The sequence below is a fragment of the Maricaulis sp. genome (assembly GCF_017643475.1).
Lineage (GTDB): Bacteria > Pseudomonadota > Alphaproteobacteria > Caulobacterales > Maricaulaceae > Maricaulis.
In genome coordinates this window covers 1,171,658-1,191,928 of the sequence record NZ_JAEPNI010000001.1, presented here as the reverse complement: position 1 = coordinate 1,191,928, position 20,271 = coordinate 1,171,658, and the positions used below count along the sequence as shown (strand labels likewise).

The window sequence follows — 20,271 nt, the reverse complement described above, 5'->3', positions numbered from 1 at the left end:
GGACTACCGGGCCGTCCTGCGAGCGTCGAGAATCTCGTCGAGGCTTGATTGCTGCTCATTGCCGAAAAAGATTGTTTCGTCGGTCGCACAATTCCAGTCGACCGCAAATTCCTCGGCAATCTGCTGCGCTCGCTGCAGCGGTGTGTCCAGCAATTCGCCGTCCAGATCGGCGACCAGGCACGCCACCTCAGGCTGGTCCGGGTCAAACGCGATAACTTGAAAGGAGGAGACCTCCACCCCCCGATTACAATCGAACATCCCGGTCCTGTGAACCGTGGCTCGCACCTCGCCGCCCGAGTAGTACCAGTGGCGCGGAGGTTTCATGTAGAATTGGAACACTTCACAGGAATCGCCCGCGCCTGTCGGTGACACAGTACCTCTGACCCGATCGCTCGTTCGCCCGGATGGTGATGTGTAAAGATACCAGTTCACATGCTCATTCGAGATTTCGCGAAGACGCCATCGGTCTTCGGCGGCATAGCTCCAGACATCAATCCAGTCACCCGCGTATCGACCAACATCGCGCCCCTCTTCCCAACCGACACGGGATGGCTCTGATTCAACCCAGCCCTGCTCGATACCGCCCGCCCACAGAGCGATGATTGACGCAAACACACTTACAAACATGATTTCCCCCCGGATCCGTCAGGTCGTCGACCGGCTTCCCCTGCCAGTTCAACGACCGAACGCCAGCGTTAGAACAGAACTCAAACCGACTGACAACGATGTCTTCACCACGAATGCCCATGGTCGATAGCCCTCTGTCCAAGCGAGGCAACACGCTTCGTGGTCAAATCGGCCTGTGAACGCCCGAGGACTCAGTGCTTGACCCGCACCCTTCCACGGGCGAACTTCACCGCCATGGGGTCCCTCTCTTCTGCTCACAATATCAGCGATTTGCGAGAGCTGGCGCGCAAGCGACTGCCGCGCATGGTGTTCGACTATATTGATGGCGGAGCGGATGACGAGGTCACGCTGCGGGACAATCCCGGGCGCTATGCCGACTACAAGCTGAATTTCAAGACGCTGGTCGATGTCTCCGAGATCGACATGCGCACCTCGGTGATGGGCGCTGACAGCGCGGCCCCCATCGTGGTGACACCGACGGCCGCCCAGCGCCTCTTCCATCCCAAGGGCGGTGAGAGCGCGGTTGCGCGCGCCGCCCGGAAAGCCGGGCTGATCTACTGCCTCTCCACCCTCGGCTCGACCACGATCGAACGCGTGGCCGAGCTGACCGACGGGCCGAAATGGTTCCAGGTCTATGTCTGGAAGGACCGGGCCATCGTGGAAAAGGCCCTCGAGCGTGCCCGGGCCGCGGGTTTTACCGGCGTTATCCTGACGGTCGATGTCCCGGTGGCTGGCAATCGCGAACGCGATCATGTCAACGCTTTCACCATCCCGCCAAAGATCAATGCCAGGACGGTCAGCCAGGTGCTCGCCCGGCCGGGCTATCTGACGGACATGCTGACCTCGCCCGAGATCGCCGCTGCCAACTGGGCCGACATGGACACCGGCGGCATGGGGATTATCGAATTCCTGAACTCCCAGTTCGACCGCACGGTCACCTGGGAGGACGCCCGATGGATGAAAGAGGTCTGGGGCGGACCGTTCGCCATCAAGGGCATATGCCGCGCCGATGATGCACGCCGTTGTCTGGACGCTGGCGCCGATGCGGTCTGGATCTCCAATCACGGTGGACGCCAGCTGGACACCTCGCCCGCAACCATCGACACGCTGCCGGAGATCGTCGCGGCTGTTCGCGGCCGTGCGGACATCATTCTGGATGGCGGCGTGCGGCGCGGGACGGATATGATCAAGGCAATCGCCCTGGGCGCCACAGCGGTGGCGGTCGGGCGGCCCTATCTCTACGGGCTCGGCGCGGCCGGTGAAGCCGGCGTCACCCGTGCGCTGGACTTCCTGATGACCAGCCTGGAACGCGACATGGCCTTGACCGGCGTCGCCAAACTCTCAGATCTCACAACAGACTTTGTCCGCCGCCCGTAAAGGAGCGCTCCGATGTTTGCAGCCGAAAGCCTTGTGCGCACCCTGATCAACCAGGGCGTCGATACCTGTTTCACCAATCCGGGCACCTCGGAAATGCACATGGTGGCAGCGCTGGATCGTGTGGACGGCATGAAGTCTGTCCTGTGTCTGTTTGAAGGCGTGGCGACGGGTGCCGCAGACGGTTATGCGCGCATGTCGGGAAGACCCGCGGCGACTCTGCTGCATCTCGGACCGGGCGCAGCCAACGGCCTGGCCAATCTGCACAATGCCCGCCGTGCACACGCGCCAGTGGTGAATATCGTCGGGGATCATGCCCAGTATCACCTGGAACATGATGCGCCGCTGACCAGTGATATCGACGGGGTTGTCGCCCCCATGTCGCGCTGGGTCGGGCAGGTCACCTCTCCTGGCGAACTGTCCACCCTGGCCGTGGAGGCCGTGCGCCAGTCCTATGGCCCCGAGCCCGGAGTAGCCAGCCTCGTCCTGCCGGCGGATTGCGCCTGGTCGGATGCAGAACCGGACGTCATCGAGAGCCAGGAGATGCCCGGGCTTCAGCCCGTGGACGCGATCCTCATCGATGCGGCCGAGGAGGCGCTCAAGAATGCCGAGAACCCGCACATCCTGCTCGGCTCCAACGCCTGTCTGGATGACGGGTTGGAGGCCGCCGGACGCCTGGCCGAAGCCACCGGCGCCAAACTCTTCATGGATACATTCATAGCCCGCATCGCGCGCGGCCACGGCCGGATTGCGCCAAAACGCCTGAGTTATCTCGGTGCCGAGGCGATGGAGGAACTCAAAGACGCCGACCTGTTGATCGTCGCCGGCACCAAGGCCCCTGTCGCCTTTTTCGCTTATCCAGGCGAGCGCAGCGAGTTTGCGCCGGAAGGCGTTCCGGTCGTTCCGCTCGGTGGCCCTGAGGGTGACACCGTCGCAGCGCTCTCAGCACTCGCGGATCGTTTCGGCGCGCCAGCCCGCCCGGTTGTTCCGAAGAAGGCGCAGGCCCCCAAACTCTTCCCGGAAGCCGAACTCAACCCGGGATTTGTCGGTATCTCGCTGATGCGCCACATGCCCGAGGACAGCGTGATCTGTGATGATGCCACCACCTCGGGCATGGGTGTCTTTCCCTGGCTGACCTCCGGCCCACGCCATGACTGGCTATGCCTCACGGGCGGATCACTGGGCTCCGGCATGCCCCAGGCCGTGGGCGCAGCTCTCGCCTGCCCGGATCAGCAGATCTTCGCCCTCTGCGGAGATGGTGCCGCCGCCTACACATTGCAGGCCCTGTGGACCCAGGCCCGCGAAAACCTCAACGTCATCAATGTCGTCTTCGCCAACCACTCCTACCTGGTGCTGAATTTCGAGTTGGCACGTGTCGGCGCCGGCGAACCGGGACCCGCGGCCCAGCAAATGCTGTCGCTGGACAATCCGAAAATGGACTGGGTGAAGATCTCCGAAGGCTTTGGCGTTCCCGCTCAAACCGCCCGGACGGCCGGCGAGTTTGATGAAGCCCTGGTGCGCGCCCTCAAGGCCGGCGGCCCTCAGACCATCGTGGCGGAAATCTAGCCGGCCGCGGCGGCCGTCCGCCTGACAGTCTCGTCCTCGACCATGCGGCGGAAAACCTGACACAGGCCGTCAATACCAACCGGCTTTGCGAGATAGTCAGAGAAACCGGCTGCCCGCAGCTGCTGTTCGTGCTCGTCGGACGCCAGCGCGGTTACGGCCACGATGCGGGTATGGGCGCAGGACGGGACTTCGTGGATGCATTTCATGGCGGTGACCCCGTCCATCTCTGGCATCTGGATGTCCATCAGGATCATGTCGAACGCATTGAGCGAAGCCATGTTGATGGCCTCCCGGCCGCCTGAAGCGACCTCGATGACCATGTCGTCGGCCTCAACCGCATTCTGGACCATGGCGCGCAACACCAGCTGATTGGTCGCCACATCATCGACCAGCAAGAGGCGGAACCCCTCCCGGATAACAACCGGAGTTTCCTCGCTCGGCGTGCCGGCGAGCTCGGTCACTGCGGCGGGGCGGTTCTGCAGGGAGACCTTGAAACTCGTCCCCTGGCCGATGGCGCTGCGCAGATGGATTTTTCCACCCATCGCATTGACCAGCTTGTCGCAAATCGCCAGGCCCAGCCCGGTACCGCCGTACTGGCGCTTGATGGATGTGTCGACCTGGCTGAACGCCTCGAAAATCCGCGCCTGTTTGTCTGAGGGAATACCAACACCGGTATCCTCGACATCAAGCCAGGTTTCGATATGACCATCCGCCATCTCGCGCTGGTCGACAGCGAATGTAATGGACCCGCGATGGGTGAATTTCAGCGCGTTGGACAACAGGTTATTGAGTACCTGACGCAGGCGCACGACATCGCCCCTTAGAACGGGGTATTCAATCCGCTCGACATCCAGCACGAATTTCAGCCCCTTCTCCTCCGCCTGGGTCCGCCACGGCTCGCAGGTAGCCTTGAGCAAATCGGACAGGTTGAAGCTGCGCTCCTCGAACCGCAGCCCACCTGCTTCGATCTCCGACAGGTCGAGCACGTCATTGAGCAATTCCAGCAGGTTCTCGCCTGACGCATTGACCAGTTCGAGGCGTTTGCGGGCCTCGCTGTCCGGCGCGCCTTCATGCAGCATGACACGCGTCATGCCCAGAACGCCATTGAGTGGCGTGCGGATCTCGTGACCCATATTGGCGAGGAATTCCGACTTGGCACGGTTCGCCGCCTCGGCCCGGTCCAGCGCCTCCTGAAGCGCTTCGTTCTTCTCTTCCAACGCCCGGGCACTTTCTGTAGAGGATTGGCGGATCAGGGAGCCGAAAAACACGATCCAGACGCTGGCCATGATCGCGGCGATCACCAGTGCCGGCAGCATGAAACTGGCATCATATTGCAGCTCTGTACCGCGGAATTCCGCACCCCATTTCAGGACAAGCCCGTAGAATATCCCGACCGGCAGGATCGCGCCAACGGCGGCACGCCAGCCCCAGGCGATATAAGCGCCCAGCACAATGCCCGGTACGTAGGCGGCAGCCGGCGGGAAACCGCCTCGGTTTCCCCACGCTGTCGCGACAAAAACCAGCATCGTGATCAGGAGGATAAAACCAATGGTCAGATTGGGCCGACGCAGACGAATTCCGGACAAACCAATGATGACTGACAACACACCGGAAGCCAGTCCAAGCTCGGCCATGCCAGGGCGCCCTTGCCCTGTCACCGTTAGAATAATGGAGTTGATGAAGGCCGTGCAGGCAAGCACAAGCGCAAAGGCTGCAGCGATACGGATTCGCCGCGCCAGTTCCGGCGCCTGGCTTGTCTCAACACCTGCAAATCTGTCAACGCCAGTCCAGAACACGTCATCCTCCCGATTGCGCCAAGCAACCTAAATGAACATGCTTAATTTTTAATTCCTGCGGTACGGCCTAGCGCAGCACAGTCACGACCTTGTCGATCTTGGTGACATCAAGAACCTGTTGGACGGAGCCTTGTGCCCCGCGCAGCGCGACTACCTTGTTTTGTTTCTTGGCGCGTTCATGAGCCAGAAGGAGCATGCCCACTCCTGCTGAATCGAGGGCCGCGGTGCCCGCCAGGTCGATCGTGATTCCCTTGCCGTCGAAATTGTCGATGGCCTTGAGAACGCCCTTGAACAGCTCGTGATCATCAAAGCGGAATGTCCCCGTCAGCGCGATCACCAAGGCGTCCGTGGACGGCGTGATAGAAAATTGCATGCTTTACCCTCTCCCGGGTCCGGAACGAATCCCTCAAGGCATGTTTTCAAGCCTGACAGGGCGGAGCAAGGCGCAAATCCTGCCAGAACTACTGCGTCAGGGTCAGCCGGTAACCGTCCTCACTGTTCTCAACCCGCCAGCCGGCGGTTTCCAGTGGGCCAGAAAGCACCTCTGCCGGGTTTTCCAATGACTCCAGCCGAACTCTGTCCATCCACGCGCGAATGGATGCCGGAACGCCCGCTTCATCCATCAGCTCGAAATATTCTCGGGTAGAATAGGATTGCCCCTCATTGGCCAGCCCGCGCCGGATCAGCTCGGCCCAGAAACCAAACAACCCACGGGACATGTCCTCAACATCCACAGCATGCCCAACAACCAGGTTCATCAGCGCTCCGCAGCCGTAATAGGTGTCGTAACGACCACGCGAGAGCGCCTCGACCAAGGGGCCGTTTTCCAGGTCCGAAGCGCACTGATTGAAGGCCAGCGTCATCCGCCCCTCCAGATAGGCCTGGTCAATCAGCCCTTGCTCCAACAACGAAAGCCAGCTCAACAGGTCCGCGCTGCCTTCATGCATCCAGGATCCCAGCACTTCTGAATTGGTGACCACTCCGCCATTCCACAAATGCACCGCTTCATGCACCATCAAACGCGAGACAAACTGGTCAACGCGCCGCATCATGTCCGGATCATCGCTGAACAGTTGGTCTCCGCCGATCTCCACGGCGATCTGGTTGTCCAGCACCCCGGTGCGAAACGCGATGCCACTGCCCACATCCGCACGCTCGACCAGCATCAGGACAGGCGGAGTCTCGAGACGATGCTCGAACGAGCCAGCCAGCGTCTCCAGGGACCCTTCCAGTGCATGTACGATAACTGACGGCATGCGCTCGGGCAGCGTATCGGAGACCACAATGCGCGTGCCGGATCCAACCTCTACAGGCATCGCCCCGTACATGGCATAGGCGCCGAGCAGTTCGTTGAATGCATGTTGATCATCGGGATAGCTTGGCTGACCGTGGACAAGTACCGGTTCGTCGAGATGAGAGATGAAGGCAAACCGGTGGTAGGGTGGCACCGGATCCCCCTCCCCGACTTCCCCGCCACACACCGGTCGAAGCTGTAACTGGCCCGTGTAGATGCCGATGCTGTCACCACCGAGATTGAGGAATGACTGATTGTCATACACCGTGGGATGATCAAGCGAGCTAAAGCGGACTGTCACAGTCTCAACCGGCATTTCCGCGATCAGATAGTCGACATCCTCTACCCGCTCCAGAGTGACACCGGACGTGGCGACCTGCCAGCGCGCCTAACGGTAATCATCCCCTGTACGCATGAAGGCAAACCGGTCAAAATCTCGGTCAAATCGATAGCTGACCTGCCAGTCGTTCAGCGCCAGACGCTCGACTTTAACCGAAATATCGCTCTCGCACTGCGCCCAAACTGCCCCGCTGCTCGCCGCAGCCAGGATTACACCACTCACAAATTTCATGAAGTCCTCCGTCCTGCGAGCGAGCATCGCGAGTCCGGCGGGCAGGTCAACGCGCAGGGGTTCACATTGGTGCGAAGACCACGCTGGAAGTGACGAACGGATGATCCGATCCTGCCCGCCGCAAACACTCTAGCTGAAGGGAACAAGTAGCTTTGAGCACCGCGACGGGCAGGCCGGTTTGCAGAAGATCGTGGAGGCGAACTTCGTGCATCCTTACAGGTTCAGGCGAAGACGATACCGCTGGAACCCGAATTCATTCGATGCATGCGTTGTTACATTATAACATAATGAGAGGCAAGCGCCTCAATACACAAATCCGGATGTCAATGACAACAGGGACGCTGGCTACTTTGCCCCGAACGGGAAAAGCACCGGTGTCTTCTCGCAATAGGCCTGGTAGGCCGGATCTTCGCCCCATTTCTCGCTGGCGCGTTTTTCCAGCAGGGGCACGCCGCTGACTCGATTGAGCAAGAGATAGACAAACAGCGGGGAGATCAGGGCAACCCATTGCCAACCGCTGAGGACCGGAACGGCTATCACAGCCATGCCGAGCCAGAGGACGATCTCACCCACATAGTTGGGATGGCGCGACCAGGACCACAGGCCACCGGTGATGAATTTACCGGCATTTTCCGGGTCCTTGCGGAATGCGCTCTTCTGTGTGTCGGCAATGACTTCGATGCCGAAACCAAGCCCCCAGAGGGCAAGCCCCACAAAGAAAAACGGATCCGGGTCTACACGCGTCTCGCTGGAAATGATCATCAAGGCGCAGGCCGCGGTCAACGTCACCCACAGCCCCTGCAGGGTCCAGGTGACGAGAAAACGCAGGGGATTGGTCTTGATCTGGTCGAAACGCCGATCATGCCCGTCCTTGCTGATACGCATAAAGAGGAAACTGCCGAGCCGGATGGCCCAGACCGCCACCAGCCCCGCGGCAACGGCCGCACGCAGGTCCAAGGGCTGGGCCAGCACAGCGGCGACCCCGATCACGCTGAGATAGGTGATCGCCCCCGTCAGATCGTAGTAGCGCTCTGTGTGCGCCACTGCCGAGGGGATGAAGACCAGCCAGTTCACGCCAAACGCAACCAGAGCGCAGGCCAGGATCACCGAGTGCCCGAAGACACGCTCATCCCCTTGCCCGGCAAGAAAGGCGACGCCCAGACCGATCGCTGACACGACCAGAACCACGAATGCTGCACGAATAGACTTCATCATAACCTGCCTTGTACTAGGTCTGCGCCACCGCAGATCCAGGGCCCAGATTGCATGCGTGCCGGGACATGAAGCTCCAAAACGAGCGCACCTCGATGTCCCGGGCGCAGACGACCATGCAATGCCAAAGTTTTGGGTTCAAGTCAGCGAGCAATACGAGCAGGCGGCAAGCATCCGCGGTCCAGACATCTAGCCGCGCTTTGCTGTCGATCCTGTTCGCGTACGGGCAGGCTCCGGGCCTGTCCCCGCCACATCAGTGCCGCGCCAGCTCCAGCGCGCGGGCGAGCGCCTGGCCTGCCTCCACCGCTACGTCCGGCTGAACAGGATTGCCCTCGATGCGGCCGCTGGCCAGCGAGTAATAGTCAGCGATCGGGAGGAACAACAGACATCCTCCATCCAGATCAAAGGGTTTCTGGGAGAGCATTTCTCCCGCTGTTGGCTCGCCGACCACCTGAGCTCGTCCAGACGCCTGAAGCGCCTCGACCGCCATTTCAGCGGCACTGGCCGTCGTTTCGCTGGTCAGCACAAAAACCTCGCCGTGATAAACCGTCTCTGCCGGTTCAAACCGGACCCGGATGACAGCCTGGTCGACGATGTCGTTCCAGAACGCTCGGATAGACCATCCTGACCAGGCCTCCAGCGCTGCCAGTTCTTGGCGACCGGGAAGGCGGTCATGCTGATCCGTCCAGCGTCTCGAGATGAAGTAACCCGCGTCCAGAGGCGTATCGATCACTCCGGCGACCGTCGGGCGCATCGCGAAAGCCCCGCCCTCATTACGCCTCAGATCAATAATCAGTGCGTCGGCATCACGTGCCGCAACTTCATCTATTGCAGCCTCGATGGCCGTAATCGTGTCCTGGCCCATCATCGTGTGGATACTCAACACGGCAACATCCTCGTCCCACCGCAGCTGCACCGCGTTGGGTCCGGCATTCATGCTGTCAAAAAAGGCGCTCATCGCCTCTGACGTATTGTCGCTGGCGACCAGATTCACATGGGAGAAGGGCCCATCGCTCCAGATCTCTTGAAACCCTGCCAGGAAGGCTTCCTGGTCGGGCGCCTCATCCGCAACGGCATAGAGCGCGGCAAGCGTGGTGTCATATCGCTCCCCCTCCAGCTCATCGCGATTGAAATGATGCGCCTGCAGAACCGCCTCCATCTGCGCAACGACGGGACGGAAACCGGCCTCGTTCTGGGCCGCTACACCCGCGGGCACAGCAAGCACGCTGGCTGCAGTAGCCAGTGCCAGTGCAGTTGCTGCGCGGCCCTGTCTAATGATCTTCATTCATAACTTCTGGAAGGTGGGAAGTGTTGTTCGACACCCCTGTGCCAGCGCCGTCTCGCTCACACGGTCGACCTGAATCGCGATTTAGAACTTTTGGCGCGCGGGCCTTGCGAAGCGTTCCTCCATAACGCACCCGGAGCTTGCCGGGAGCAGCGGATTGGTCGACCCTGAGCGCTGATCGATCAACTCGTCGGGGCCCGGTCTTGGAAGACGTTTTCCGTACCCTTCAAATCGTGATCATTCTGCAGTCGGCCCGTTCGTCAGCTATCTGGTGCTGAGCGGTCGATTGCGCACCGTGGCCAATCGGTTCCTGTGCCTGGTCATTCTGAGCGCGCACATGGGCATCAACCTTGTTCATGCCGGATGGACGTCCCTGAACCTGTCGAGCCTCGCGATCGCACTGGGATTTTGTTACGGCCCGCTGATCTATCTCTACACACGCAGCCTGTCCCTGGCGGACAGCCGGGCCAGCGCGCCTGACCTGCTCCACGCGCTTGCGCCAGTCATGGCCTTCCTCATCTCCTCAACGGTGGCTGTCAGTATCTTTGTCTTTGCCTTCGGCATCCTGTCGAGCATCGCGATCTACAGCTTCATGACCTGGCGACTGATCACCCGCCTTCATCGCACGCTCGAACAGACGCGCACGGATTTTGAGGACCTCAAACTGACCTGGCTGAGGCGTCTGCTGGCCATTCAGTGCATCATCCTCCTCGTCAACACTGTCAGTTCCGGCCTGGGCGCGGCCGGCAATCACCAGGCCAGCCAGACAGCCGAACTGTTCGTCTTTCTGGGACTGGCCGCGATGGTGAACCTGTTCATCCTGCACGGCCTGCAGTATCGGCGCTTGTTTGAGGGCATCAGCGCCGAAGAAATCGAGCTATCCGCTGCCCACTCGCCGGATGCCGATATTTCCATGCGAGAGATGATGTCGCGGATTGATGAACACATGCAATCCAGCCAGGCCTATCTGCGCCCGGGGCTGACGGTCAAACAGCTCGGCCGACAGCTGCTGGTCAATCCGGTGCTTGTCTCCCAGGCCATCAATGCCTGCACCAACAGCAATTTCTCGGACTATGTAAACCGGCTGCGGATCCAGAACGCGATGGGCATGCTGGCTTCAGCGGAGCACGATGGGGAGAGCGTTTTCGACATCATGCTGGCCTCCGGTTTCAACACCAAATCCAACTTCAACAGGGCTTTCAAACAACACGCTGGCGTCACACCCCTCGCCGATCGCAAACAGGCCGGCGACGTCACGCAAGACGCCGCAGATCTGGACTGACCCCGCCCCCGGGGCTGGCAGCGGCACAGAGCCCCAACCGCCTTGGCGCCCGAGACACGTAAGCAGGGTGATACGCGGCTCAGAAGAGCTCGACTTCTCCGGATTGTTTCATGGGAGCAGCGCTGACCAGTGCCGATTCCAGGTCCGCCAGCACCAGCGGCTTGTTGATGAAACCATTCATGCCGGCGTCATAATAGCGCTGAGTGTCCTGACCGATCACATTTGCTGTGATGGCAAAGATTGGCACGGGCGCCTGCTGTGTCCGGTCCTCGTACTCCCGGATGCGGCTGGTCAGCTCGAAACCATCCATTCCGGGCATCTGGATATCTGTCAGCACAAGATCGCAGGGCTCGTTTTCATAGGCATCCGCCAGTGCAAATGCGTCAGCAAAGAGCATGACAGACGCCTGATAACGCTCGAGCATAGCCTTGATGACCATTCGATTGGTGGTCACATCATCGACGACCATGATGCGCAGCCCCTCCGGAACAATCGCCCGGCAGGCAGCCTCCGCCTCGTTCCGGTCGACAGGCTTGTCGACCACCGGCTCGGCGTGCGACGCAGGGATGGACAGATGGAAGGTCGAGCCAACTCCGGGCTCCGAGGTCGCCAGCAGGTCGCCACCGAGCAGATTGGCGAGGCGGCGCGAGATGCTGAGCCCGAGACCGGTTCCGCCATATTCCCGGGCGGTCGAGCTTTCCGCCTGCTTGTACGGCTCGAAAACACGCAGCAGGGTCTTCTCGTCCATACCGAGACCGGTGTCGGTGACACTGAACTGGAGGATCTGACCGTTGGCGCCGACGTTCAGACGACAAGTCAGACGGATACCCCCATCCCGGGTGAACTTGATGGCATTGGACATCAGATTGTTCAGGACCTGGTAGATGCGTGCGGGATCGCCCCGGAAGGTCACATCAGCACCCTCGTGACACTCGACCGACAGTTCGAGCCCTTTCTTCTCCGCCAGCGGCGTGAACAGGCGCTCAACGCTCTCCAGAAGTTCCAGCGGGTCAAAGTCGATACTCTCCACTTCCAGCATGCCGGCTTCGATCTTGGACATGTCCAACACGTCATTGATCACCGAGATCATGGACTCGCCGGCCGCTTTCAATCCGCTCGCCAGTTCCTGCTGTTTGGGATTGAGTTCGGACCGAATGAGCAGTTCGGACAGCCCGATCACGCCCGTCATCGGCGTGCGCAATTCATGGCTCATACTGGCCAGGAAGGATGCGGTATTTCCCTCTGCCACGCGCGCCGCGCGATAGGTCTTTCGCAGCGAGACGAGAAGCCGGGCCAGCAGGACAAATCCCGCCACGAGGACAAGGCCACCGGCCAGCGCCAGCCCCAGATGCCAGGCAACGACCTGCCCGCCCATGAAACCCATGACGGAGGCAGAGACGATCAGGCCGGCCCCGCCCAACACACAAACCATGCCAGCGAGCTCCACGAGCCGCGCTCGGTCCTGTCCGGAATGTTCAGCTTTGCTCACAACGCCTCTCCCTTCGAGCCGGGCTCGCGCGATCCAACAGAGATCCGTGGCGCCAGGGTTGGGCATTCGTATTGATAAATGGTTGTTGTCGATGAAAACGGCGTCGTTGATCGATCCCTCTACGCCCGCGCCGCGGTGGGCGGCCTCGACTGGGCGCGGGTCAATCGAAGTGGCCCTGTCTCCCCCGCCAGGTAACGGGAGGAAGACAGGTCAAACACGTTCCGGCAGGCGGTCAGAAACGCTTACAGGCGGGCATTTCTGCGCCGGATCAGGTTTTGAACCTGACCGAGTGAGGCCGTCATATAATAGGCCGCTCGCAGATGGCCTGCGGCATGAAACTTCGCCAGCGCATCACCGCTGAGGGCCGAGAGTTTTTCGTGGTCAATCGAAAACAGGCCGTCAAACCGGACAGTGGACTTGTCCTTGAACGACACCTGGAGCTGGATCGGATCGAGGAGATCATTCTCGTGACAGGCCGCAACAAAGGCATCTGTTGCGTTCAAATCCTTGATGATCGTCGAAATGACCGCAGTCTTACGCTTCATGTAATCGGCCTGGTTTCCGTCCGCCAGAAACAGGGCCTCGCCCCCCTCCTCGGTCACTCGCGGATCATCCATGTCGATGCGAATTGCGAGCTGTCCGTTCGCGGCGTCACCGGTTTCGACCACGGAAAAGGGCCCGACCTGGGCCTGCAGCGGTTGATAGGGCGCATCCCATTTCGTGCCATCAAGGAAGAGGTTTTCACCCTCGAAAAAGCCGAGGACCGCCGTCATCAGAAACGCACCGGTTTCCTCGTCCCGGCTCAGGAAAACCGGGTAGTTCGCAACCAGGGGCGCCAGCTCTGCAACGGACACCGGCACCATGTGAACATTGCTGCCACAATCATCACCGAACCGGTCGGTCACCCGGACAGCGGAGTGGGTTTCATTGCTCAGGAATTCATAACGGGCCATGTGTGTCTCTCTCGATACGCTACATGTCGCGATTGTGATCAAATTATGCGCGGGCGAAAGCCCTTGCCGCAGTTGATAAGGTCATAGCGCCTCACCGCCCCGCTCCGGAAAAGCAGCCCCCCGCAACGAACTGACCAGCGCCAGGCGACACCGCCGCAGTTCCGCTTGCGTGAACTCGCTGACAGATGTGGTGGGCCTGGATGAAGGTATACACACCAGACAAATCAATGTGTCGGCAAAGTCATCGTCTGTCGAATTGACCGATGTTGTTCAATTGGGTTCGCGGAAAGTGTCTTCGACCAAGAGTAGTACATCAGGTTCGGAGTTATGCTTTCTGCAAGCTGGCTCATGCAGTCGCGCGTATACCGAAACGCTTGTTTAACCAATTTTTTCAGATGGTTGATCGCGGGCCGCGAACCACGACCGCCGGGACGTGTAGGAGAAGGCCTGCCCTTGCGATCAGGTTATAGACTTGCCCGGCAACATCACTGGTCGCGAATCTCAAAAGTAGAAGCAACCTATTCAGCCGCACGAAGCTGTGCGCCCCACTCCAGAGGGGGTTAGCGAGCTGTATTTCACAGTGTGAGACCATGAGGGGCGAGCAGCCACCATAACGAGCGGGAAGACGCGAAACGCAAGCCGATCGAAAACAGGCAGGCGACACTTCGCGTGACGCCGGGAAGCAAACCTGGCTGAAAAGGCTGTCGCCAGCTTAATGATCAGCACAACGCTCTGACAGGCCCCAAATCGCATATTGCAAACAAATATGATGCCTTTCGCAATTAATATTTCGCATTTTGAAATTCCCGACAAATAGTAACAATATTTTCTGTTTTCAATATTGAAAACGAACTTTTTCCGACGACTCAATGCTTGGACACATCAACAGTCGGTGCCGCCCATGTTCAGACTCAGCTCCTACACCATCCTTTCAACCCGTCTCCCGAGCGGCGGTTATGTTCTGATGAACGGGCTTTCGGGCTCCATGGATTTCATTTCCGAGCGTATCGGTGCGCCACTGGCCAACGCGCTCCACCCCCGCAACGAAGCGGCTATTGAGGAAGTGATTGGAACCTTGCCGCTTCCACTCAAGAAAGAATGGTATGACCGCGGGCATCTGGTCGAAATGTCCCGTGCCGAAGAGCAGGAAAACGTGGTGAACTTAGCCGGCGCACTCCACGACGCCCTGCATTCCAAGCCTGCCTTCATGATCGTTCCCAATCTCGACTGCAATTACCGTTGCACTTATTGCTTCGAGCGCCCGATGCAAAACGCGCTCAAGAGCACGAGTGGTGAAATTTCCCACCACAAGGGGAATGTGGTGATGAGCCGGGAGCAGGCGGATGCAGCTCTGGCGGCGATTGCAGAAATCAAGAAGACCCGCGGACAACCCCCTGGCGGGCAGATAGTGCTCTATGGCGGAGAGCCGTTGGATCGTGCCAATTTGGATGTTGTCACGCACATCGTCCGTAGCGGTCAGGCCGCAGGGCATCACTTTGCCTGCATTACAAATGGACACGACCTGGAAGCGTTCCTCGAGCTCATCGGGTCTGGTGGCATAGAGCAGGTCCAGATTTCGATCGATGGCCCCAAGGATATCCATGACAAGCGCAGGGTTTACATCGGCAAGGAGAGCTCGTTTGACAAGATTGTCGCGAATATCGACCTCGCACTCGAGCAGACCGATGCCCAGATCCAGATCCGCGTGCACGTCGACCCTTCAAACATTCACCACTTCGATACCATCATCTCGGACTTCGCATTGAGGGGCTGGATCGATCATCCGCAGGTGATCATTTACGCCAACACCGTCTACGACAAGGACGTTGAAGGCACTGTCCATGCCGAGATTGACCACGGTGATATTGTTACTGCCCTGAACGACCGATGTCGGGAGTTTGACAATGTCTTCACGAGCGCGCCGGCTATCCATGCTGAACGCGCCATGGGGCCGGTATTCAATGAAAACGCCCGGTTCGGCCTCAAAAGCACATTTTGTTCGGCCAATACCGGGAATTTCATCATGGCCGCGGACGGGCACGTCTATGCGTGCTGGGAGTCAGTCGGCAAGGCCTGCAGCCGCATAGGCGCCTATGGGCCGGACAAGAGTCTCAGCCTGGACGAAAAGGCAACCGAGCGCTGGTTCTCAAGAAGCATTGAAACCCTGCCAACCTGCCAGAGATGCCGCTATGCACTGGTTTGCGGAGGTGGTTGCGCACAGTACGCGGAGTACAACACAGGCGACATTTACAACGCCTATTGCGATGATTTCGAACGCACTTTCAGGGCTGCTCTCTCTGAACACTCTGAGCGCCAGATCACTCATGCACTCGCATCTGCACCGTCAGAAAAATAGTTCACTGCCAAGGAGGAAAATCATGACTGAAAAATCAAGGCGAGATTTCATGGTGGGCGCATCCGTCGCCGCGGGGGCCGCGGCGCTCGGGAGCAGTGCGGAAGCTCAAATACGGCAACCCCAGCGCCAAATCGATCCAAGCGCGCTGCGGGCCATCCAGAACAACAGCGCGGACAGCCTGGCCATCAATCCCCAGGCCAGAGCAATGATGCCGGGCGGCACCCCTGTAGACCGCGCCGAAATCCTGACCCGGCTCGGCCTCAACCCCAACACGCCACCGGATGCGTGGCTCGCCATAGTGGGCTGCGGTGTAAACGCCTCCGCACTGAGTTCCCAGCAGATCGGCGTGCTCGACCGCGCTGGCGTTACAAACTCGATGCGGGACATTCAACGTCCGCTAAACAATAATCGCGGCAGAAGGTACTGACCCATGCCCGATGATGGACGCCCGGTCTCGACGCTTCTGTCCCTGTCCCGAGACCGGGCGTCGCGTTGGCTGGAATGCCGACTCGATATGCTTGTGCCACGCGACTGCAGGCATTCTCCTTGCGAATACCACCAGACCTGCCTCGCAGATCTGGCCGTTTTCTGCATAGCGAATAATGCTTCCGAGGGAGTGTCGGGACTTGTCCGGGCCATTCGGAACGCATTGTCTTCCGCCTACAGCTCAACCGGGCTGCACCTCTTCCCGGAGACCGGACACCCGCTCTGCCTCCCTGCACACCTCATAATGCGGCGCGCGATCGGCTTCGAGACAAGCAGACGGATCTTGCCTGACACAGTCGTCGAGGCATGGATGAACCGCCCGGAAGCGATCTACACAGCGCGGTCGCCAATGCGTTTCGCCGAACTCAAATGGGCTATGGAAGGACATGGACTCCACTCTTCCCTTCCCTCCTGGAAACACTTCCGTCACCTTGCGTACACGGAAGCCTTGTTTACACACGCCAATCGTCCAGCCCTGTATGATGCAACACACTGGATTTATTACCTTACGGATTTTGGCAACAGGGATTTGTCCTGGGCCGGCGGCACCCAGATCGCGTGGAGCGACGGGCTGTTGGAGCGAGCCCTGGGCCAGCTCGAACTTGTACTTGCGGTGGAAGACTGGGATCTCGTAAGCGAAATAGTCCTCGCTCTTCTCATGGCCCGGCCCCAGCAAGTTGACCCCTTTATAGAGCGTGCACTCGATCATCTCGCGAGTGCTCAGCTTGAAGATGGCTCATGGGGGCCCAACGACTCCAGTGAGCCAAACGCCCCCCTGTCCGGCGAGGCAAAGGGCTGCGAGATCACCTCGGAACTTGGTGCCTATCATCGTGTCATGATGGCCGTATGGGCGCTCGATTACTGGAAGTCTGTCCAGTACGGGACCTTGTGTGAACAGAGTCCGGTGCCCTGACACCACCGAAACAGCCCCAAACTTGCCAGTTCACACCACGGCACGGCGCCCTGAGCGTCAACACCGACGATCAATTTCGTACGGTCCGCGCTCGAAACGGAGCTTGAAAAGAATGGTGGGCCCGGAGGGACTCGAACCCCCAACCAAGCGGTTATGAGCCGCCGGCTCTAACCAATTGAGCTACAGGCCCGCTCGCTTGGTAAGCGTGTCATGGTTATCGTCCTTTATTCAGCCCGCCAAGCCATTGTGTGTGTTGCCGGATCGGCAAGTGCAGTCAGCGGCGGCCGCGCAGCAGGGCTGCGAGGTCAATGACGGGGTGGTACTGCGCGTTTTCGTAGCGACCGAAACCGAACAGCTTGCGAAGGAGACGACGCCAGGTGATTTCCAGCTTGCCCGGTCCTTCCTCGCGAACCACGCGGACCGGCTGGCCGTCGCGGGCGAGCTCGCGTCCCAGGGCGCGGACCATGTCCGTGGCGAGATCGTCAGAACCGCGCAGCCGGTTGCGCCAGGGGCATGGCGTTTCGCCATGAACAGAGAGCACCATTTCGCGGCCATCAAAGACACTGCCAATGGCCTGCGGATAGAGACGGCATTCCATCGGACGCTGTTCATAGACGGTGCATTGACCTTCCCAGCGCGGGCAGGACGCCTTGTTGCGGGCGCGCACCAGCAGGAAGGGGCCTTCCGGCTTGCACTCCATCTGATCGGCGACATCGCCGAAAACACGATCGAACTCGGCCGGGCTGAGGCGCATCCAGTCGAGCTCGCGGCAACAGGTCTGGTCGACCGGGCAGGCCAGACATGGATTATCGGACATTATCCCCTCCCCTGGACAGGCGGAACGGTCAGACATTTGTCCGCCCCGGGCAAGTCCAAAACAGACATGCGGCAGGAAAATGGCCGTCCGGTTCAGCTTGGCGGCAGGATTGGGCAGCTAGGAGGATGGACAGATCGGGTGATCGATACCGACAAGACAATGCCGGGTTGATCGCTTAGGATGACTTCACTTCATGCGTGCAACCCGGAGAGTGACCATGTTCCGACCGCTTATCGCCGCCAGCCTGATTGTTTCTGCCAGCGCTTCTGCCTTGGCCCAGGAGACACCTGCCACCCAGCCGACCCTGTCGCTGTCCGCGACAGCGGAAGTCCAGATCGAACCGGAATTCGCGACTGTCCGTTCAGGCGTCGTGGTGACGGCGCCGACGGCGCAGGCCGCCGTGCGCGAGAATGCGCAGATGATGAATGCGGTCTTCACGGCCCTGCGCCGTGAAGGCGTTGACCGCCGTGACATGCAGACGGCCAGCCTGACATTGCAACCTCATTATGAGTGGGATGATCGTCGCACCGAACGTCGACTGACGGGTTATACCGCCCAGAATATCGTCTCGGCGCGGGTGCGTGATCTGGACAATGTCGGTGATGTGGTCGATGCGATGGTCGGCGCCGGCGCCAACAATATCCAGAGCGTGAGCTTTGGCGCCGAGGACACCGCTGACGACCTCGACCAGGCACGCCGCATGGCGGTTCAGCGCCTGATGGAAAAGGCCGAGCTTTATGCCAGCGCAGCAGGTCTGGAATTGTGCGGGATTGTCCGCATGAGCGAGAACCAGGCCATGCCGCAGCCGATGTATGCCAACACCATGATGCGTATGGAAGCGAGCGCGATGGCAGACACGCCTGTTGCCGCCGGCGAGTTAACGCTCAGCGCTTCAGTGCATGCGGATTTCTGTATCTCGAACGGTTAGGCTCACGCCGCCCTGGACGGGGTCACAACCTGGTTGTGTTCGTCCAGCAGGACGACAGTCGGGTCCCAGACTTCCGCCTCGGCGGCGTCCATCTCGGCATAGGCCACAACAATGATGCGATCGCCCGGCTGTGCCAGTCGGGCAGCAGCGCCATTGATGCCAAACGTACGGCTGCCACGCGGAGCCTCAATGGCATAGGTCGTGAAACGCTCGCCATTATTGATGTTGAGAACGTCGACCTGCTCGTTATTGAGGATGCCGGCAGCGTCCAGCAGGTCCTTGTCGATGGAGATCGAACCTTCGTAGTGCAGGTCTGCCTGGGTCACGACAGCCCGGTGCAATTTCGTCTTCATCATGGTGAGGCGCATCACGCGAACTCCAATACTCTTGCTGCGCCGCACATAACGTGCCCGGCGGTCAATTTCAACATTGTGACACTGATGTTCCGAACAAGCCTGCAACACAAGTGCGGCAAAATTCGTGATGAACCCAACTATACTTGGTTCGTCATCCGCCATTCATGCTAAACATGCATAAACGGTATACGTTGAACTGGTGGGGAGGCTGATATGAAATCTCGGCTAAACTTGGGAATATCGATGCTGGCGGTGGCACTTCTGTCCACGTCCACGCCAGCCAATATCGCCCAGGCCCAGGAACGTACGAGCACCGCGCGCGAACGTGCTGTCTCGCCCCAGGCAGGACAGCTCCAGGCCAGCCGCATTCGCCCGGCAACGCTCTCCGTGGCCACGGCATTCCAACCCCGACCGCCACGTCCGGACCGGCCGCGCGTGATGCCGATCGACTGGGGTCAGGTCCGCGAAGACCTGCAACGCCAGAACGCACAATTCTCCGACAATTTCACGACTGCGGCTCGCCTGCCGCAGACCTTCCCGCGCCCGTCCAATAACGAGGCTGCCCAGGTCGCCCGGACGCGTCTGCCGGTCCTGCTGCCACCCAACGCGACACTGCGGCTCGCCAACACTCCGCGCGTCTTCCTGTTTCCCCAGGAGGACTTCTATACAGCATCGATTAACGCGCCCGGCATTCTGATTGAAGTGTTCGGAACGCGCCTCGCACATACCGAAGCGCCCGACCCGGTCACCCTGCGACGACTGCGCGCACAGGATCCGGACGGCTACCGGATCTCCCGCACCGAATATGGCGTCGAGGTCAATTTCAACCGCTATGGCGCGGCCTATTCCATAACGATCGAATGCGAGTTTCCGCTCTCGGATGACCGCTGTTCGGAGCTGGAATATGGTCGCGATCTCGTTGAAAATATCGGCATTGTCGCCGGCTCACCAGAGGAAGGAGAATAG

At 59.9% G+C, this 20,271-nt stretch carries 19 protein-coding genes and 1 tRNA gene; 8 read left to right on the top strand and 12 right to left on the bottom strand.

Translation table 11 applies throughout. The annotated features are described in order from the left end of the window. Positions 1-3 precede the first annotated feature (3 nt). Positions 4-627, bottom strand: coding sequence for a hypothetical protein (locus tag JJ889_RS05715; protein ID WP_291892464.1), 624 nt, complete (start codon positions 625-627; stop codon positions 4-6). 198 nt (positions 628-825) lie between these two features. Between JJ889_RS05715 and JJ889_RS05710 the strand changes: the two genes are divergently transcribed. Together JJ889_RS05710 and JJ889_RS05705 are read left to right on the top strand one after the other, a co-directional pair. After that, the gene (locus JJ889_RS05710) at positions 826-2,004 is read left to right on the top strand and encodes an alpha-hydroxy acid oxidase (protein ID WP_291892463.1); all 1,179 of its coding nucleotides are present in this window, start codon (positions 826-828) and stop codon (positions 2,002-2,004) included. A 12-nt stretch (positions 2,005-2,016) separates the two neighbouring features. Continuing rightward, positions 2,017-3,567: an acetolactate synthase large subunit gene (locus tag JJ889_RS05705; protein ID WP_291892462.1), complete on the top strand. Its 1,551-nt coding sequence runs from the start codon at positions 2,017-2,019 to the stop codon at positions 3,565-3,567. Here the strand turns inward: JJ889_RS05705 and JJ889_RS05700 are convergent. The 6 genes from JJ889_RS05700 to JJ889_RS05675 all read right to left on the bottom strand — a co-directional run bounded on the left by JJ889_RS05700 (position 3,564) and on the right by JJ889_RS05675 (position 9,725). After that, on the bottom strand, positions 3,564-5,363 hold the full coding sequence (locus JJ889_RS05700; RefSeq protein ID WP_291892461.1) for an ATP-binding protein: 1,800 nt from the start codon (positions 5,361-5,363) through the stop codon (positions 3,564-3,566). The genes JJ889_RS05705 and JJ889_RS05700 overlap by 4 nt on opposite strands. A gap of 67 nt (positions 5,364-5,430) precedes the next feature. Further along, entirely contained in the window at positions 5,431-5,736 is a 306-nt protein-coding gene (locus JJ889_RS05695) for an STAS domain-containing protein (protein ID WP_291892459.1), read from the bottom strand. 88 nt (positions 5,737-5,824) lie between these two features. Further along, positions 5,825-6,973: a hypothetical protein gene (locus JJ889_RS05690; protein WP_291892457.1), complete on the bottom strand. Its 1,149-nt coding sequence runs from the start codon at positions 6,971-6,973 to the stop codon at positions 5,825-5,827. A gap of 72 nt (positions 6,974-7,045) precedes the next feature. Next, positions 7,046-7,228: a hypothetical protein gene (locus JJ889_RS05685; RefSeq protein WP_291892456.1), complete on the bottom strand. Its 183-nt coding sequence runs from the start codon at positions 7,226-7,228 to the stop codon at positions 7,046-7,048. A 345-nt stretch (positions 7,229-7,573) separates the two neighbouring features. Beyond that, positions 7,574-8,440: a DUF1295 domain-containing protein gene (locus JJ889_RS05680; RefSeq protein ID WP_291892454.1), complete on the bottom strand. Its 867-nt coding sequence runs from the start codon at positions 8,438-8,440 to the stop codon at positions 7,574-7,576. 253 nt (positions 8,441-8,693) lie between these two features. After that, entirely contained in the window at positions 8,694-9,725 is a 1,032-nt protein-coding gene (locus JJ889_RS05675; RefSeq protein ID WP_291892453.1) for a S41 family peptidase, read from the bottom strand. 295 nt (positions 9,726-10,020) lie between these two features. Between JJ889_RS05675 and JJ889_RS05670 the strand changes: the two genes are divergently transcribed. Beyond that, positions 10,021-11,007: a helix-turn-helix domain-containing protein gene (locus tag JJ889_RS05670; RefSeq protein WP_291892451.1), complete on the top strand. Its 987-nt coding sequence runs from the start codon at positions 10,021-10,023 to the stop codon at positions 11,005-11,007. A 79-nt stretch (positions 11,008-11,086) separates the two neighbouring features. Here JJ889_RS05670 and JJ889_RS05665 read toward each other — a convergent pair whose 3' ends face one another. Then, positions 11,087-12,496, bottom strand: a complete 1,410-nt coding sequence (locus tag JJ889_RS05665) for an ATP-binding protein (protein ID WP_291892449.1) — start codon at positions 12,494-12,496, stop codon at positions 11,087-11,089. A 242-nt stretch (positions 12,497-12,738) separates the two neighbouring features. Beyond that, positions 12,739-13,449: a SapC family protein gene (locus JJ889_RS05660; RefSeq protein ID WP_291892448.1), complete on the bottom strand. Its 711-nt coding sequence runs from the start codon at positions 13,447-13,449 to the stop codon at positions 12,739-12,741. 901 nt (positions 13,450-14,350) lie between these two features. On the opposite strand from JJ889_RS05660, the gene JJ889_RS05655 reads away from it, so the two are divergent. From JJ889_RS05655 to JJ889_RS05645, 3 genes are all read left to right on the top strand, one after another. After that, positions 14,351-15,805: a radical SAM protein gene (locus JJ889_RS05655; protein ID WP_291892446.1), complete on the top strand. Its 1,455-nt coding sequence runs from the start codon at positions 14,351-14,353 to the stop codon at positions 15,803-15,805. A gap of 22 nt (positions 15,806-15,827) precedes the next feature. Continuing rightward, on the top strand, positions 15,828-16,232 hold the full coding sequence (locus JJ889_RS05650) for a twin-arginine translocation signal domain-containing protein (protein ID WP_291892444.1): 405 nt from the start codon (positions 15,828-15,830) through the stop codon (positions 16,230-16,232). 342 nt (positions 16,233-16,574) lie between these two features. Then, positions 16,575-17,204: a hypothetical protein gene (locus JJ889_RS05645; protein ID WP_291892443.1), complete on the top strand. Its 630-nt coding sequence runs from the start codon at positions 16,575-16,577 to the stop codon at positions 17,202-17,204. Positions 17,205-17,317: 113 nt separating this feature from the next. On the opposite strand, the gene JJ889_RS05640 is transcribed toward JJ889_RS05645, so the two are convergent. Next, positions 17,318-17,394: transfer RNA gene (locus tag JJ889_RS05640), tRNA-Ile, on the bottom strand. 84 nt (positions 17,395-17,478) lie between these two features. Beyond that, positions 17,479-18,021, bottom strand: a complete 543-nt coding sequence (locus JJ889_RS05635) for a hypothetical protein (protein ID WP_291892442.1) — start codon at positions 18,019-18,021, stop codon at positions 17,479-17,481. 217 nt (positions 18,022-18,238) lie between these two features. Here JJ889_RS05635 and JJ889_RS05630 point away from each other — a divergent pair, with 217 nt between their 5' ends. Next, on the top strand, positions 18,239-18,949 hold the full coding sequence (locus JJ889_RS05630) for an SIMPL domain-containing protein (RefSeq protein ID WP_291892440.1): 711 nt from the start codon (positions 18,239-18,241) through the stop codon (positions 18,947-18,949). A gap of 2 nt (positions 18,950-18,951) precedes the next feature. Here the strand turns inward: JJ889_RS05630 and panD are convergent, their stop codons facing one another. Beyond that, entirely contained in the window at positions 18,952-19,317 is a 366-nt protein-coding gene (gene panD, locus JJ889_RS05625) for an aspartate 1-decarboxylase (protein ID WP_291892437.1), read from the bottom strand. 201 nt (positions 19,318-19,518) lie between these two features. Here panD and JJ889_RS05620 point away from each other — a divergent pair, with 201 nt between their 5' ends. Further along, positions 19,519-20,271, top strand: a complete 753-nt coding sequence (locus tag JJ889_RS05620; RefSeq protein ID WP_291892435.1) for a hypothetical protein — start codon at positions 19,519-19,521, stop codon at positions 20,269-20,271.

Bases quoted from the DNA above. Each gene is read 5' to 3' on its own strand.
- panD (WP_291892437.1), bottom strand. From the start codon at position 19,317: ATGCGCCTCACCATGATGAAGACGAAATTGCACCGGGCTGTCGTGACC.
- JJ889_RS05680 (WP_291892454.1), bottom strand. From the start codon at position 8,440: ATGAAGTCTATTCGTGCAGCATTCGTGGTTCTGGTCGTGTCAGCGATC.
- JJ889_RS05630 (WP_291892440.1), top strand. From the start codon at position 18,239: ATGTTCCGACCGCTTATCGCCGCCAGCCTGATTGTTTCTGCCAGCGCT.
- JJ889_RS05655 (WP_291892446.1), top strand. From the start codon at position 14,351: ATGTTCAGACTCAGCTCCTACACCATCCTTTCAACCCGTCTCCCGAGC.
- JJ889_RS05675 (WP_291892453.1), bottom strand. From the start codon at position 9,725: ATGAAGATCATTAGACAGGGCCGCGCAGCAACTGCACTGGCACTGGCT.
- JJ889_RS05695 (WP_291892459.1), bottom strand. From the start codon at position 5,736: ATGCAATTTTCTATCACGCCGTCCACGGACGCCTTGGTGATCGCGCTG.
- JJ889_RS05620 (WP_291892435.1), top strand. From the start codon at position 19,519: ATGAAATCTCGGCTAAACTTGGGAATATCGATGCTGGCGGTGGCACTT.
- JJ889_RS05715 (WP_291892464.1), bottom strand. From the start codon at position 627: ATGTTTGTAAGTGTGTTTGCGTCAATCATCGCTCTGTGGGCGGGCGGT.
- JJ889_RS05635 (WP_291892442.1), bottom strand. From the start codon at position 18,021: ATGTCCGATAATCCATGTCTGGCCTGCCCGGTCGACCAGACCTGTTGC.
- JJ889_RS05660 (WP_291892448.1), bottom strand. From the start codon at position 13,449: ATGGCCCGTTATGAATTCCTGAGCAATGAAACCCACTCCGCTGTCCGG.
- JJ889_RS05705 (WP_291892462.1), top strand. From the start codon at position 2,017: ATGTTTGCAGCCGAAAGCCTTGTGCGCACCCTGATCAACCAGGGCGTC.
- JJ889_RS05690 (WP_291892457.1), bottom strand. From the start codon at position 6,973: ATGCCGGTTGAGACTGTGACAGTCCGCTTTAGCTCGCTTGATCATCCC.
- JJ889_RS05650 (WP_291892444.1), top strand. From the start codon at position 15,828: ATGACTGAAAAATCAAGGCGAGATTTCATGGTGGGCGCATCCGTCGCC.
- JJ889_RS05685 (WP_291892456.1), bottom strand. From the start codon at position 7,228: ATGAAATTTGTGAGTGGTGTAATCCTGGCTGCGGCGAGCAGCGGGGCA.